At 71.4% G+C, this 14,328-nt stretch carries 14 protein-coding genes; 6 read left to right on the top strand and 8 right to left on the bottom strand.

Annotated elements, in window-relative coordinates; genetic code table 11:
• Positions 1 to 49: 49 nt before the first annotated feature.
• The 7 genes from ABT367_RS23315 to ABT367_RS23285 form a co-directional block, all read right to left on the bottom strand.
• Positions 50 to 1,249, bottom strand: a complete 1,200-nt coding sequence (locus ABT367_RS23315) for a cytochrome P450 family protein (protein ID WP_352255018.1) — start codon at positions 1,247 to 1,249, stop codon at positions 50 to 52.
• Positions 1,250 to 1,334: 85 nt separating this feature from the next.
• Positions 1,335 to 2,306, bottom strand: coding sequence for a fumarylacetoacetate hydrolase family protein (locus tag ABT367_RS23310; protein ID WP_352255017.1), 972 nt, complete (start codon positions 2,304 to 2,306; stop codon positions 1,335 to 1,337).
• A 12-nt stretch (positions 2,307 to 2,318) separates the two neighbouring features.
• Positions 2,319 to 3,257 carry a VOC family protein gene (locus ABT367_RS23305; protein ID WP_352255016.1) on the bottom strand — a complete coding sequence of 313 codons (939 nt, stop codon included), beginning with the start codon at positions 3,255 to 3,257 and terminating at the stop codon, positions 2,319 to 2,321.
• Positions 3,258 to 3,262: 5 nt separating this feature from the next.
• Positions 3,263 to 4,321, bottom strand: coding sequence for an amidohydrolase family protein (locus ABT367_RS23300; RefSeq protein WP_434975518.1), 1,059 nt, complete (start codon positions 4,319 to 4,321; stop codon positions 3,263 to 3,265).
• The gene (locus ABT367_RS23295) at positions 4,321 to 5,460 is read right to left on the bottom strand and encodes an FAD-dependent oxidoreductase (protein WP_352255015.1); all 1,140 of its coding nucleotides are present in this window, start codon (positions 5,458 to 5,460) and stop codon (positions 4,321 to 4,323) included. The genes ABT367_RS23300 and ABT367_RS23295 overlap by 1 nt, the downstream gene beginning before the upstream one ends.
• 52 nt (positions 5,461 to 5,512) lie before the next feature.
• Positions 5,513 to 6,484 carry a cyclase family protein gene (locus ABT367_RS23290; RefSeq protein WP_352255014.1) on the bottom strand — a complete coding sequence of 324 codons (972 nt, stop codon included), beginning with the start codon at positions 6,482 to 6,484 and terminating at the stop codon, positions 5,513 to 5,515.
• Positions 6,481 to 7,476, bottom strand: coding sequence for a fumarylacetoacetate hydrolase family protein (locus ABT367_RS23285; RefSeq protein WP_352255013.1), 996 nt, complete (start codon positions 7,474 to 7,476; stop codon positions 6,481 to 6,483). The genes ABT367_RS23290 and ABT367_RS23285 overlap by 4 nt, the downstream gene beginning before the upstream one ends.
• A 154-nt stretch (positions 7,477 to 7,630) precedes the next feature.
• On the opposite strand from ABT367_RS23285, the gene ABT367_RS23280 reads away from it, so the two are divergent.
• Together ABT367_RS23280 and ABT367_RS23275 are read left to right on the top strand one after the other, a co-directional pair.
• Positions 7,631 to 8,554: a LysR family transcriptional regulator gene (locus ABT367_RS23280; RefSeq protein ID WP_352255012.1), complete on the top strand. Its 924-nt coding sequence runs from the start codon at positions 7,631 to 7,633 to the stop codon at positions 8,552 to 8,554.
• Between the two features lie 13 nt (positions 8,555 to 8,567).
• Entirely contained in the window at positions 8,568 to 9,329 is a 762-nt protein-coding gene (locus ABT367_RS23275) for an IclR family transcriptional regulator (RefSeq protein ID WP_352255011.1), read from the top strand.
• Between the two features lie 12 nt (positions 9,330 to 9,341).
• On the opposite strand, the gene ABT367_RS23270 is transcribed toward ABT367_RS23275, so the two are convergent.
• Positions 9,342 to 9,839, bottom strand: coding sequence for a peptidoglycan-binding domain-containing protein (locus ABT367_RS23270; RefSeq protein WP_352255010.1), 498 nt, complete (start codon positions 9,837 to 9,839; stop codon positions 9,342 to 9,344).
• A gap of 224 nt (positions 9,840 to 10,063) precedes the next feature.
• Between ABT367_RS23270 and ABT367_RS23265 the strand changes: the two genes are divergently transcribed.
• The 4 genes from ABT367_RS23265 to ABT367_RS23250 all read left to right on the top strand — a co-directional run bounded on the left by ABT367_RS23265 (position 10,064) and on the right by ABT367_RS23250 (position 14,141).
• A complete protein-coding gene (locus ABT367_RS23265; RefSeq protein ID WP_352255009.1) occupies positions 10,064 to 11,047 on the top strand; it encodes a PDR/VanB family oxidoreductase in 984 nt (327 codons plus the stop codon).
• A gap of 142 nt (positions 11,048 to 11,189) precedes the next feature.
• Entirely contained in the window at positions 11,190 to 12,377 is a 1,188-nt protein-coding gene (locus ABT367_RS23260) for a cytochrome P450 (RefSeq protein WP_352255008.1), read from the top strand.
• A gap of 43 nt (positions 12,378 to 12,420) precedes the next feature.
• The gene (locus ABT367_RS23255) at positions 12,421 to 13,509 is read left to right on the top strand and encodes an S-(hydroxymethyl)mycothiol dehydrogenase (protein ID WP_352255007.1); all 1,089 of its coding nucleotides are present in this window, start codon (positions 12,421 to 12,423) and stop codon (positions 13,507 to 13,509) included.
• A complete protein-coding gene (locus ABT367_RS23250; RefSeq protein WP_352255006.1) occupies positions 13,509 to 14,141 on the top strand; it encodes an MBL fold metallo-hydrolase in 633 nt (210 codons plus the stop codon). The genes ABT367_RS23255 and ABT367_RS23250 overlap by 1 nt, the downstream gene beginning before the upstream one ends.
• The last annotated feature ends 187 nt before the right edge of the window (positions 14,142 to 14,328 follow it).

Raw genomic sequence — 14,328 nt, 5'->3', positions numbered from 1 at the left:
GTGCGCTTTCTGATCTGGGGTCGGCAAGGGGCGCGGTGAAGGGGTTCGGTCAGATCCGTACGACGGGGAGCGCCGCCAGCCCGCGCATCACCCGGGCCGGTCGCCACGGCAGCTCGTCCACCGGTTTGGCCGGCTGTACGGGGCCGAGGCGCCGGAGCAACAAGGGCAGGGCGACGGCCCCTTCGAGTCGGGCCAGGGCGGCGCCGATACAGAAGTGCGGTCCGTATCCGAAGGCGAGGTGGTCATTGGGTGTACGGGACAGATCGAGCCGGTCCGCATCGGGGAAGCGGGTCCCGTCCCGGTTGGCCGAGCCGATGAGGAGGCTGACGATGTCGCCCTCGGCGATCGGCTCGCCCTGTACGGAAAGGGGTTGTGCCGCGCATCGGAACGTCGCGTCCCGCACCGGGGAGTCGTACCGCAGCAGCTCCTCGACAGCGGTGGCGACAAGGGAGGGCGCGGGATCCGGTGCGCTGAGCAGGGCGGCCTGGGCGGGGTTGCGGAGTAGGGCGAGCGTGCCGTTGCCGATGAGGTTCATGGTGGTGTCGTGTCCCACCAGGAGCAACAGGTAGGCGGTGGAGCGCAGTTCCTCCTCGCTCATGGCACCGCTGTCGTCGCTCGCCCGCACCAACGCGCCAAGGAGGTCCGTACCGCTCTGCTCACCGCCGGTGCGCTTGGTGACGATCAGCGAGTCGAGCAAGGCGTGCAGGTCCCGCTCGGCCTGAACCGAATCCACCTCGCCGGCAGGGGAGATGGTGGCCATGAGGGTGTCCCGCGTGGCCGCCGTGTCGAGCTCGGGTGGCACGCCGAGGATGGCGCAGATCATGCGGAAGGTGAGGGGCGCGGCGAAGTCCGCGATCACGTCCACGTGCGGCCGCTGCTCGACCCGGTCGAGGAGCCGGTGGGCGATGTCGCCGATGACGGGTTCGAGCTGTGCGATACGGCGCGGTACGAAGGCCGTGTTCACCAGGGTCCGCAGGCGGGTGTGGTCCGGGGGATCGGCGTGGACCAGGTGCCGGTTCAGTCCCGTCGGCCCCGCGACGTAACCGGGCACGCGCCCGGGGTCCTTGCTCAGCCTCGCGTCCATCAGCAGCGCCTGGACGTCCTCGTAGCGGGAGATCTGCCACACGGTGGGACGCCCGGGTCTGCGGTCGGCGCGGGCGGGCGCGTGGCGGCGCAGCCAGGCGAAATAGGGGTAGGGGTCGCGTACCCGGGCGGCCAGCAGGTCGGGGGGCGGGGCGAGAGGGGACAAGGGTGCTCCGGGTGCGCAGATCAGCACTGACGCTGCACAAACGATCACCGAAGCGCGACGACACGCATCCAGGTCCAGCGAACCTTCACGGCCGCTCGCGCTCCCTGCGCCGCCCCGTAGGCAGCGGGACCAGGTCCGCGCCCGGCACCACCGGGTTGGTGAGCGCGCCGAGCCCTTCGACCGTCAGGGTGACCGTGTCCCCGGGCTTCAGGGGCGGTGGGGTCTGTTCGCCGCGTACGCCCCAGAGTTCGGCGAGGCAGCCGCCGTTGCCGCAGGTGCCGGAGCCGAGGATGTCGCCGGGGACGATCCGGGTGCCGCGCGAGGCGTACGCGGTCATCTCCTCGAAGGTCCAGCTCATGTTGGAGAGCAGGTCCTTGCCGATGACCTGGCCGTTCACCGAGGCGGTGAGGGCGAGGCGCAGGAAGCCCTCGGCGTCGCGGTGCGGCTCCAGTTCGTCGGCCGTGACCAGGTACGGGCCGAGCGTGGTCGCGGTGTCCTTGCCCTTGCAGGGACCGAGGCCCACTGTCATCTCTGCGGACTGTAGGTCGCGGGCCGACCAGTCGTTGAAGACCGTGTAGCCGACGATGTGGTCGCGGGCCTGTTCGGGCGTGAGGTCGCTGCCCTCGCGGCCGATGACGGCGGCGACCTCGAGTTCGTAGTCGAGGACCGCCGAGCCGGGCGGCATCGGGATCTCGTCGCCCGGCCCGTAGACGGCATGCGGGTTGGTGAAGTAGAAGGTCGGCGCCGCGTACCACTGCTCGGGCACGCCGGAGGCGCCGCTCACGGAGCGCCGCACACCCTCGACGTGTTCCTCGAACGCGACGAAGTCCCGTATGGAGGAAGGCTGGAGCGGAGGCCGCAGCCGCACCTGCGATACGTGCGGCCCCGGCGGTACGTCGAGGGCCGCGGCGCCCGCGTCGAGGAGACCGGGCAGGCCGCCGCCGGTCCTGATCAGCTCGGTGAGCGAGGCGACACCGGGCAGCGGGTAGAGGGTGCCGTCCTCCTCGACGACGGCGACCCGGGTGCGGTCCTTGTGGTCATAGGTGGCGAATCGCATGACGTCCCCCGCTCAGACCGGCGGGGCGACGAACACGCCGCGGTCCGGGTCGTTGAAGGACTCCTTGGCGACGATCTCGTTCATCGCGTTGGCGGTGCCCCACTGGTCGGTGACCTCGGGCTGCGAGAAGTCGTAGACGTGCGGGTGCCAGGTGTCCTCGTCGAGCAGCTCCAACTCGGTCGTGTACTCGACGGTGTTGCCGTGCGGGTCGAGGAAGTACGTGAAGGTGTTGTCGCCCGCCATGTGCCGGCCGGGACCCCAGACCTTCTTGAACCCGGCGCGCATCACGCGGCCCGAACCCCGCATGTACTCGTCGATGCCGCGCATCTCGAAGGAGATGTGGTGCAGGGCGGTGTGCGGGCCCTTGGCGAGGGCCATGGAGTGGTGCTGGTTGCTGATCCGCATGAAGTGCATGACCTCGCCCATGTGGGGTGAGGAGAGCGTGTCGGAGAGCGCGAAGCCGAGGTGGCGCTCGTACCACTCCCGGGTCCGGTTCAGATCGGGGGAGTTGAGGACCACGTGGGAGAGCTTGACCGGGATGGCCTCCTTCTCCTCGATCCTGCGGTGCTGCCTGACCTCGACGTCGGCGGAGACCTCGATGGTGCGGCCGTCGACGTCGAAGAATCGGAAGCCGTAGCCGCCACCGGGGGTGTCGACCTTGCCCGGCCGGGAGACCAACCGCACGCCACCCGAGAGGAGTTGCTCGGCGAGCGTGTCCACGTCCTGCGGCGAGGCCGCCCCGTACGAGACGAGGTCGAGGCGCTTCTCGTCGGCCTTGCGCAGCCGTACGACGTACTGCTCGGGGGAGCCCTCGGCGGCCAGGAAGGAGAGCCCGGAGTCCTCGGCGACCTTGGTCAGGCCCCAGACGCCGGCGTAGAAATCGAGCTGCTTGTCGTAGTCGGGCACGGCGAGGTCGACGTGCCGCAGGTGCGTGAGCAGGCGTCCGCTCATGGCGATCAGTCCTTCCGGGGACGGGGACGGGGACGGGGACGGAGGGGAAGGCCGAGGAGGGCGGCCGCGTTGCCGCCTCGTACGGCGTGGAACTCGGCGTCGGGCAGACGCGCGGCGCGCAGGGCGCCGACCGGGTCCTCGACGCCCATGTCGAACGGGAAGTCGGAGCCGAGCAGCACCCGGTCCGCACCCGCGACGCGCACCAACTCCCGCAGTACGTACGGGTCATGGACGAGCGAGTCGAAGTGGAGGCGCCGCAGATAGCTGCTCGGTGCCTCGCGGCAGGCCTGCGCGTCGGGGCGGACCCGCCAGGCGTGGTCGGCGCGGCCGATGTGGGTGGGCAGATAGCCGCCGCCGTGGGCCGCGATCAGGCGCAGGTCCGGGTGCCGGTCGAGGACGCCCGAGAAGATCAGGTGCGAGAGGGCGACGGCGTTCTCGGTGGGCTGGCCCACGGAGTTGGACAGGTACCACCGGTCGAGGCGCTCGTCGAGCGTGCAGCCGAAGGGGTGCAGGAAGACCAGAGCGCCGGTCTCCTCCGCACGTGTCCAGAACGGTGCGTAGTCCGGGTCGGACAGCTCACGTCCGGGAGCGTGGCTGGAGATCTCCACGCCCGACAGGCCGCATTCCAGGGCGTGTTCGAGCGCGCGCACCGCCCGCGCGGGATGTTGCAGCGGTACGAGGCCGAGCCCGCGCAGCCGGTCGGGAGCGGCCGAACAGTGCGCCGCCGTGGCCTCGTTGGCCAGCAGGTACACCTTCTCGGCCGTCTCCTCGTCGGCCCAGTAGTGGTAGTGCGAGGGAGAAGGGCTGACGAGCTGGATGTCGACGCCCTGCGCGTCCATCGCGGCCAGGCGTACGGACGGATCGGTGAGGCGGGCGATGCGCGCGCCGATCATCGGGCCGTTGACCTTCAGCGCGTCCGGTCCGTTGCGGCGGGCGTCCAGGGCCTTCGCCTCGGCCGGACCCGGCAGGCCGTCCACCAGCGCCTCGATCTCGGGCAGCAGGACGTGGGCGTGCACATCGACGGTGGGCGCCGTGGCCATCTCCACGGTGGGCGTCGCGGTCATCAGGGGAGCTCCCGGAGCATGGTCATGGTGCGGCCCATCAGGCCCGGCAGGTCGGCGTCGCGGACCCCGTCCAGCTGCCACTGGCCGATCTGCACGGAGGCCTCCACGACGGGCCGTACGCGGGCGATCCGCCGCTCGTAATACGCCTGGAGGAGCGCGTCGTCCCAGTCCCCGGCGTCCTCGGTGGCGGTCAGCATCTGCGCGAGCACCCAGGCGTCCTCCAGCGACAGGGCGGCTCCTTGGGCGAGGGTCGGTGGACAGCAGTGCGCGGCGTCGCCGACGAGCACGACCCGGCCGCGGTGCCAGGACCCCTCGACCAACAGCCGGTCGAACCAGGTGTAGTTGACCTGTGCCGGGTCGGTGATGTGCGCGGTGATCTCGGGCCATTGGCCGCCGTAGTGCCGGGCCAGGGACCGCATCTCGTCGGCGTACGTCTCCACCGGAATGGAGCCGCGGTCGCGGTTGGCCTCGACCACGTACGCGTACAGCGTGCCGGCGCTGGTCGGGCAGTAGCCGGCGATGTACGCCGGGCCGCCGTACGCGAGATCGGTGCGGGTCACCCCGGCCGGGCGGGGTGCCGCGATGCGCCAGATCGCCATGCCCGTGGGCTCGGGCTTGTCCGTGATGCCGATGGCCGCGCGCGTGGCGGAGCCGAGGCCGTCGGCGGCGATCACCAGGTCGTAATGCGCTTCGGTGCCGTCGGTGAACGCCACCGTGACACCGTGCTGGTTCTGTTCGAAGGACGTGGCACGGACACCGAGGCGGACCCTGGCACCGCTCGCGCGGACGGCCTCGATCAGGATGCTCTGCAGCTGCGGGCGCTGCATGCCGACGGTGGCGGGCAGGTCGTCGCCACCCGTGCGCAGGTCCTCGGCGACATGCAGGACGGTGCCATCGGGGGTGGTGATGCCGACCGAGCCGAAGCCGAACCCGGACTTCTCCACCTGCTCCCATACGCCGAGTTCGCGCAGCACGCGCAGGGCGTTGCCCTGGAGGGTGATGCCGGAGCCGGCGGTGGCGTTCCAGTCGTCCTTCGCCTCGATCAGGTCGACGGTGATCCCGGCGCGCCGCAGCAGGATGGTCGCCGCGCTGCCGGCCGCGCCGCCACCGATGACGAGGACCGTTCGGGGTGTGCTCATAGGGAACTCCCTTGTTCCGTACGGTGGTTGAGACCGGTTGGGTGGGGTGGAGCTATTTGACGGCGATCGGGTTCACGGGCGAGCCGACCGCGCCGGTGATCGGCAGGGGAGCGGCGGTGAGCCAGAAGTCGTACGCCCCGTCGCGCGCGCAGTCCTCGGCGAGCGCGTCCAGGTCCCACATCTCGCCGATGAGCAGGCCCATGTTGGGGATCGCGACCTGGTGCAGCGGCTGGAAGGCGTGCTCGAACTCGTTCGGCCGGACCTCGAAGCCCCAGGTGTCGGTGGCGATCGCGGCGATTTCCGTACGGTGCAGCCAGCCGGCCGTGGTGAACGACAGACCGGGCGACGGGCCGCCCGCGTACTCGCCCCAGCCCTCGCGCCGGGCCCGCGCGAGCCGCCCGGTGCGGACGAGCACGAGGTCGCCGCGCCCCACCGTCACGCCGTGAGCGTCGGCGGTGCGGGTCAGGTGGTCCTCGGTGATGGCGAACCCGTCCGCCAACTCTCCGTCGCCGCCCACCACTTGACCGACGTCGAGGAGAACGCCGCGCCCGGCCACATACGGGGCCATGTGCTCGATGCCGGTGACCAGATCGCCCTCGGAGGTGACTGTGGCCGCCGCATCCCGGCCGTTCCACGCCTTGCCGTGGTCGAAGATGTGCCCGAGCCCGTCCCACTGCGTGGAGCACTGCAACGGCATGGCGATCACGTCGTCGGCGCCGCCGAGCCCGTGCGGAAAGCCCTGGTGGCCAAGGGCCGCGTCGGTGCCGGTGTCCAGCATCGTGTGCACGGGGTTGGTGCGGCGCCGCCAGCCCTTCTGCGGACCGTTCATGTCGAAGCGCTGCGAGAGCGAGAAGCTGGCACCCCGCCGTACGAGCGCGGCGCCTTCGCGGCGCTTGGCCTCGTCGAGGAAGTTGAGCGTGCCGAGGCGGTCGTCCTCGCCCCAGCGGCCCCAGTTCGAATACGCCTTGGCGGCCTCGGCTATCGCACCCTCGGGGTCGTCACGGTCCAGGGGCTCGGCGGTCATGACGCCACCTCCGCCACACAGCGGGTGCGCTGGGCGCCGAGCCCGGTGATCGAGCCGTCCATCACGTCGCCGTCGCGCAGGAGCCGGCCCCAGTGCATGCCGTTTCCGGCGGGCGAACCCGTCAACACCAGGTCGCCGGGCAGGAGTTGGGCGGACTGCGAGGCGTACGACACCATACGGGCCACGTTGAAGATCATGTCCTTGGTGGACTCGTCCTGCATGGTCTCGCCGTTCAGCTCGAGGACGAGCCGCAGGTCACCCGTGTCGGTGACCGAACCGGCGGGCACGAGCCAGGGGCCGAGCGGGGTGAACCCGGGCGCGTTCTTGCTGCGCAGCCAGTCGGTGCCGATCTGCGGCATGTCACGGCGGAAGACGGTCGCACGGTCGGTCAGATCGTTGGCGATCGTGTACCCGGCGACGTGCTCCAGGGCCTCCTCGACCGACACCCGGTACGCCGGCCGGCCGATGACGGCCGCCAACTCCAGCTCCCAGTCCGGTTTTTCCGCCCACGCGGGCAGCACCACATCGTCGTACGGACCGGTGATAGCGCTCGGCAGACCGATGAACACGTACGGCAGATCCTCCTGCGCCCGCCGGTCCATGATCTCGGCGGCCTCGGCCCGCCGCTCCTCCTCCGGGCGTTCGTCGCCCGGAGGGCGGTGGGCCACATGCAGATCGATCACGTGCTGCCGGTAGTTGGCACCCGACTGGAAGACCTGGCGCGGCTCGACGGGCGCGTGCACACGGAACTCCGCCAGGGGGCTGCGTTCCGCTGTGGCGTCCTCGGCCAGGGAGCGCAGTCGCGGCAGCACCTCGGGCCACTCCACCAGGAGCCCCCGCACGGTCAACTGGTCGTCGTCGAGGGCGTTACGCAGGTCCACGGCATGGCCGTCGGGCGTGACGAGAGCGGGGAATTCCGGTCCGTCCGGGGCCGAGAGGGTCGCGAGAGCGAAGGGGCCGGCGAAGAGCGGGGAAGCGGGTGCGGGTTTCACGGGCGTGTCCTCCAGATGTGCGGTGGGACTAATCTGGACCCGTCCTCGGTGATCAGGGAAATCGATTGTGTGGATGGCCGTCATCCATGAAACGGATTGCTCCTGGTCAGCGCCGCCTGAGGTCGCACAGCAGCCGCACAGCAAGGGAAAGCCCATGAACCTGGCCGGCCTGGACCTCAACCTCGTCGTCGCTCTGCGGGTCCTGCTCGAGGAACGCAACGTCACGCGCGCCGGGCAGCGCGTCGGCCTGAGCCAGCCCGCCATGAGCGCCGCGCTGTCCCGGCTGCGCAAGCACTTCGACGACGAGCTGCTTGCCCGCGTCGGCGGCCACTACGAACTCACCGCGCTGGGGCAGGTGTTGCTCGACCGCACGGCCACCGCCTACGACGTACTCGAACGGCTCTTCTCCAGCCAGGCCTCGTTCGATCCGGCCCGCGAGAGCCGTGAGTTCAAGCTGGTGGCCTCCGACTACGCGGTCTCCGTGTTCGGCGCCGAACTCGCCCGCGTCGTCCACGAAGAGGCGCCCGGCATCCGGCTGCGCTTCACGCAGACCCCGCCCACCGTGGTCGACGACACCGCCACACTGCTGAGCGCGGTCGACGGACTGCTGATGCCGCACGGAGTCATCAGCGGCTTCCCCGCCACCGACCTCTACGACGACCGGTGGGTCTTCGTGGTCGCCGACGACCATCCGACCGTCACGGACGGGCTCACCCTCCGCGACCTGGCGGAGCTGCCCTGGGTGACCTACCAGCGCACGTACGACGCACCGGCCGTACGCCAGCTCGGCATGCTCGGCATCGAACCGCGCGTGGAGGCCTCCGTCGACAGCTTCCAACTCCTTCCGCTGCTCGTCGCGGGCACCCGGCGGATCGCGCTGATCCAGGCGCGCCTGGCCCGGCTGCTCGCGCCGATCGCCCCCGTCCGCCTGGTGGAACCTCCGTACGAGGCCGTTCCCTTGCAGGAGGCGCTGTGGTGGCATCCGGTGCATACGCACGACGCGGCCCATGTGTGGCTGCGGGAGACGGCGGAGCGGGTGGGGGCGGGGCTGCCGCAGGTGAACGACGCAGCACAGTGAGGGGAGCCATGCGATGAAGGCACCGCACCAGGAGTCGGTCCTCTCCCGTGCCGCGCGCATCCTGGCGGCGTTCAGCCAGGACGAGGCCGCGCTGACCGTCTCCGAGATCGCCCGCCGCACCGGTCTGCACGTGGCCACGGCCTCCCGCCTGGTGGGCGAGCTGGTCGCGCACGGGTTCCTGAGCCGTGACGACGACCGGCGGGTGCGGATCGGGGTCCGGCTGTGGGAGCTGGCCGTACGGGCCTCGCCGACGTTGTCGCTGCGGGATGCCGCGATGCCGTTCATGGAGGGCGTGCACGACGTGGTGGGCCACCATGTGCAACTCGCCGTGCTCGACGGCGAGGAGGTCCTGTTCCTGGAGCGGCTCTCGGCCCCGCATGCGGTGATCAACTACACCCGTATCGCCGGACGCCTGCCGCTGCACGCCTCCTCCAGCGGCCTGGTGCTCCTGGCCCACGCGCCCGCCGCCCTCAAGGAGCGGGTGCTCACGGGTGACTTGACCGCCTACACCCCGGCCACTCCGGCCGCCCCCGCGGCGCTGCGCGCCCTGCTCGCCGAGGTGCGCCGGCAGGGGTACGCGTACTGCCCCGGGTACGTCCACGACGACGCCCTCGGGATCGCCGCCCCGGTGCGCGGCGCCGACGGCGCGGTGGCGGCCGCGCTGTCGGTCATCGTCCCCAACGAGCGGTGCGCGCAGGAGATCGTGCCCGTCGTACGGACGGCGGCCAGAGGGGTGTCGCGGGCTCTCGGAACGCCTGGCACGGGCCCGTTGTAGGCGGGAGGCGCATCACACCGAGTACTTGGAGCACCTGCCCGTGGTGGTGGAGGGAACGGTGTCCTTGTGCCACCACAGCGCGAAGTGCATGTGGTCGCGGGCGTAGGGGCCGTAGACGCCGTCGACGTCGCTCCCGGTGAGGCCCCACACGTTCCGCTGGATCCACTTGAACGCGTCTCGGGTGCCGGCGCCGTAGACGCCGTCGGCGCCTCCGCTGTTCTTGACGTAGGTCGCCGCGGGCGTCCCCGCGTAGCAGACGAGGATGTTCACCTGCAGGGCGTAGACGTAGTTGCCGCTCATGCCCTGCTTCACGTAGCAGAGCGAGACCCCGGCCCGGATCCTCGGGATGATGATCAAAGTGAGCTCGGAGCGGGTCCTGATCGTCGTGTCGCCGCACGGATCGTTCGCCGCGGCCGCGGCGGGTGCGGCGGCGAGCGGGACGTTACTCAGGCCGCTGATCGTGACGGCGAGCGCGGCGAGCAGGGCGCGGAGGCGTTTGCGGGTACGCATGCTGAGGCGTTCCTGTCTGCAGGGGGAAGGGGCCGGGCAGCACCCTAGGGTCGTCCCGGGCCTGGGACTTGGTCGTCCGTGCAGGGAACGTGGTCGGGCGTGCACCGTTGCGAGTCGGACCGCCCCGCACCTCGAAATTCGTCTCTCACTGAGTGAGAACGCCGTCGCGGCGGGACCGCGGCCGCACGCATCCTTCCCGCAATCCACAGACGGGAGGCGACAACGTGGTCGCACAGAACCTGCTGCCCGCGATTCCCCGCCCCGCCCCGAACCTGACGCTCCGGGTGCGCGCCAAGGAGACCGTCGCCGACGGCGTCGTGTCCCTCACGCTCGTCCACCCGGACGGCGCCCGGCTGCCGGACTGGACACCCGGCGCGCACCTCGACCTGGTCCTGCCGGACGGCAGCACCCGCCAGTACTCTCTGTGCGGCGACCGCTGGGACCCGTACAGCTATCGGGTCGCGGTACTGCGAGAACCCGCCGGGCGCGGCGGATCGGCGTATGTGCACGACCGGTTGGCGCCCGGTGACCCGGTCGGGATCGGGGGCGCGCACAACCACTTCCCCCTCGCGCCGGCCGACCGCTACCTCTTCCTCGCGGGCGGCATCGGCATCACCCCGCTTCTCCCCATGATCCACCAGGCCGAACTGATGGGAATCGACTGGCAGTTGCTGTACGGCGGTCGTACGCGGACCTCGATGGCGTTCCGCGAGCACCTCACGGACACGTACGGCGGGCGCGTGCACCTGCGTCCCCAGGACGAGTGCGGGCTGCTCGGCTTGGACGCCTGGTTGGGCCGGCCGGACCCCGGCACCAAGGTGTACTGCTGCGGGCCGGCCCCGCTCCTGGCCGCCGTGGAGCAGGCCTGCGCCGACTGGCCGCCGTACAGCCTGCGCACCGAACGCTTCACCGCCGCCGCCCAGGCCGAGCCCGTACGGCAGACCGCCTTCGAGGTGGAACTGAGCCGCACCGGCCGTACGGTCACCGTCACGCCGGAGGTCTCCGTACTGCAGGCCGTGCGCGGGGCCGGGGCCGAGGTGCTGTCCTCCTGCGAGCAGGGGACGTGCGGCACCTGCCTGGTCCCGGTCCTCGAAGGGACGCCGGACCACCGGGACGCGGTCCTCGCCGCCCACGAACGCGCCGCGGGGGACTGCCTGTTGCCGTGTGTGTCGCGCTCGCGGTCGGACCGTCTGGTCCTGGATCTCTGAGCGATCCCTGACCGCCGAGCAGCGAGCCCGACCGACCTCCGAGCGACCCGACCGACCTCCGAGCGACCCCGACCTCCGAGCAGTACGTGGAGCCGCCATGCCCGAAAAGACCGTGCCCCGAAAGACCGTCACAACCGCCCCGGTGCCGACCAGCGAAGCCGACCCGTTCGCGCCGGAACACCTGGCCGACCCCGACCCCCTGCACCGGCACCTGCGCGACACCGGCCCCGTCGTGCACCTGACCCGCTACGACGTGCACGCCCTCGCCCGCCACCAGGAGGTGCACGCGGCCCTCGTCGACTGGGGCACCTTCCAGTCGGGGGCCGGGGTCGGCCTCGCCAACTTCCGCCACGAGAAGCCGTGGCGACCGCCGAGCCTGCTCCTGGAGGCCGATCCGCCTCACCACGACGCCCCGCGGCGCGTTCTGCGCGAGATCCTCTCCCCGCTCGCCCTGCGCCGGCTGCGCGAGACCTGGCAGACGGTCGCCGACGAGCTCGTCGAGGCCGTACTGACCGAACAGGGAACGGAGTTCGACGCCTTCGCGGCGCTCGCGACCGCCTTCCCGCTGCGGGTCTTCCCGGATGCTGTCGGCCTGGGCCCGTACGGCAGGGAGAACCTGCTGCCGTACGGGAACATGGCCTTCAACGCCTTCGGCCCGCGCAACGACCTCGTACAGGCGGACGCCCACCGGGTCGCCGAGCTCTCGGCCTGGGTGAACGACCAGTGCGTACGCGAAGCGCTGAGCGAGGACGGCTTCGGCGCCAGGATCTGGGCGGCGGCCGACCGCGGCGATCTCACCCCCGCGCAGGCGCCGCTCGTGGTGCGCTCACTGCTCACGGCGGGCGTCGACACCACCGTGCACGGCCTCGCCGCCGCCCTCTACGCCTTCGCCACCCACCCCGAACAGTGGCAACGGCTGCGCGAGCGGCCGGAGTTGGCGCGCGTCGCCTTCGACGAGGCGGTGCGCCGGGAGTCGCCCGTGCAGACCTTCTTCCGTACGGCCACCGAGGACGTCGACATCGCGGGGACCCGTATCCCCGAGGGAGGCAAGATCCTCATGTTCCTCGGCGCCGCCAACCGCGACCCGAGGCGCTGGAGCGACCCCGGCCGCTTCGACCTCGCCCGGGACCCCTCGGGCCACGTCGGCTTCGGCATGGGCATCCACCAGTGCGTCGGCCAGCATGTCGCCCGCCTCGAAGCCGAATGCCTGCTCACCGCGCTGGCCCGCCGCGCCGCACACCTGGAACTCGCGGGCCCGCCGCGTCGCCACCTCAACAACACCCTGAGATCGTGGGCACAGCTGCCGCTACGCATCCGCACGGCGAGCTGACCGCAGAGCCGCTCCACCTTCCGACGGAAAAGGACCCATCTCCATGCCACAGCACGTACGGGGCGTCATCGCCCGAGCCAAAGGCGAACCGGTACGTATCGAGACCATCGTCGTCCCCGACCCCGGGCCGGGTGAGGCGGTGGTGAAGGTGCAGGCCTGCGGTGTCTGCCACACCGATCTGCACTACCGCGAGGGCGGCATCAACGACGAGTTCCCCTTCCTCCTCGGCCACGAGGCGGCCGGGATCGTCGAACAGGTCGGGCCCGATGTGACCGACGTGGCCCCCGGCGACTTCGTGATCCTCAACTGGCGTGCGGTGTGCGGCAAGTGCCGTGCCTGCCGGCGCGGGCGTCCGCAGTACTGCTTCGACACGCACAACGCCAAGCAGAAGATGACGCTCGCCGAGGACGGCACCGAGCTCTCGCCCGCCCTCGGCATCGGCGCCTTCGCCGAGAAGACACTCGTGGCCGCGGGCCAGTGCACCAAGGTCGACCCGGCCGCGTCCCCCGCCGCCGCGGGACTGCTCGGCTGCGGTGTGATGGCGGGCATCGGCGCCGCGATCAACACCGGGGGAGTGGGGCGCGGCGACTCCGTGGCCGTCATCGGCTGCGGCGGGGTCGGCGCCGCGGCCGTGGCCGGCGCACGTCTGGCGGGCGCGGCGCGGATCATCGCCGTAGACCTCGACGACCGCAAGCTGAGCACGGCCCGCGAGCTGGGGGCGACCCACACGGTCAACTCCCGTACGAGCGACGCGGTCGAGGCGATCCGCGAGCTGACCGGCGGCTTCGGCGCCGATGTCGTCATCGAGGCCGTCGGTCGCCCGGAGACGTATGAACAGGCCTTCTATGCCCGGGACTTGGCGGGCACTGTCGTCCTGGTCGGCGTGCCCACGCCGGAGATGCGGATCGACCTGCCGCTGCTCGACGTCTTCGGACGCGGCGGCTCCCTCAAGTCCTCCTGGTACGGAGACTGCCTGCCCTCCCGCGACTTCCCGCTGCTCATCGACCTGTACCAGCAGGGCCGCCTGGACCTCGACACCTTCGTCAGCGAGACCATCGCCCTGGACCAGGTCGAGGAGGCCTTCGCCCGTATGCACAAGGGAGATGTCCTGCGCTCGGTGGTGATCCTCTGATGGCGGGTGTACGGATCGAACGCGTCGTCACCTCGGGCGTGTTCACACTCGACGGCGGCAGCTGGGAGGTCGACAACAACGTCTGGATCGTCGGCGACGACCGAGAGGCGGTGGTGATCGACGCGGCCCACGACGCCGAGGCCGTCATCGCCGCGCTGGGCGAACGCCGGCTCACCGCGATCGTCTGCACCCACGCCCACAACGACCACATCAACGCGGCGCCGGCGCTCGCCGAGGCCACCGGCGCACCGATCCTGCTGCACCTGGACGACCGCGTGCTGTGGAAGCAGACCCATCCCGGCCGCGAACCCGACAGCTATCTCTCCGACAACCAGCGCATCGCGGTGGCCGGTACCGAGCTGGAGGTGCTGCACACCCCCGGCCACGCCCCGGGAGCGATCAGCCTCCATCTGCCGGCGCTCGGCACGGTGTTCACGGGCGACACCCTGTTCGCGGGCGGTCCCGGAGCCACCGGGCGCTCGTTCTCGAACTTCCCGACGATCATCCGCTCCATCCGGGACCGGCTCCTGCCCCTGCCCGCCACGACCGTCGTGCACACCGGGCACGGCGATGACACCACCATCGGCGACGAGGCGCCCCACCTGGAGGAATGGATCGCGCGCGGGCACTGATCGGGCAACTGCCGCTTCTCATACGGTCGGGCGCGGCGCGGGGGGGGGGGCCCCGGGGCGGCGGGGGGGTTTGGGTGGGCTAGGGGGGGGGGGGGGGGCGGGCCCGGCCCCCACCGCCCCCCCCCGGGCGGCGGCGCCCCCCCCCCCCCGCGGCCGTAGTGTTGAGCGAGACCAGAGCCGTCCGTGC

This window comes from Streptomyces mesophilus, from assembly GCF_040300965.1.
GTDB lineage: Bacteria > Actinomycetota > Actinomycetes > Streptomycetales > Streptomycetaceae > Streptomyces > Streptomyces mesophilus_A.
Note: the sequence above shows the minus strand (reverse complement) of the source record. Positions and strands in the feature narration are given on the sequence as shown.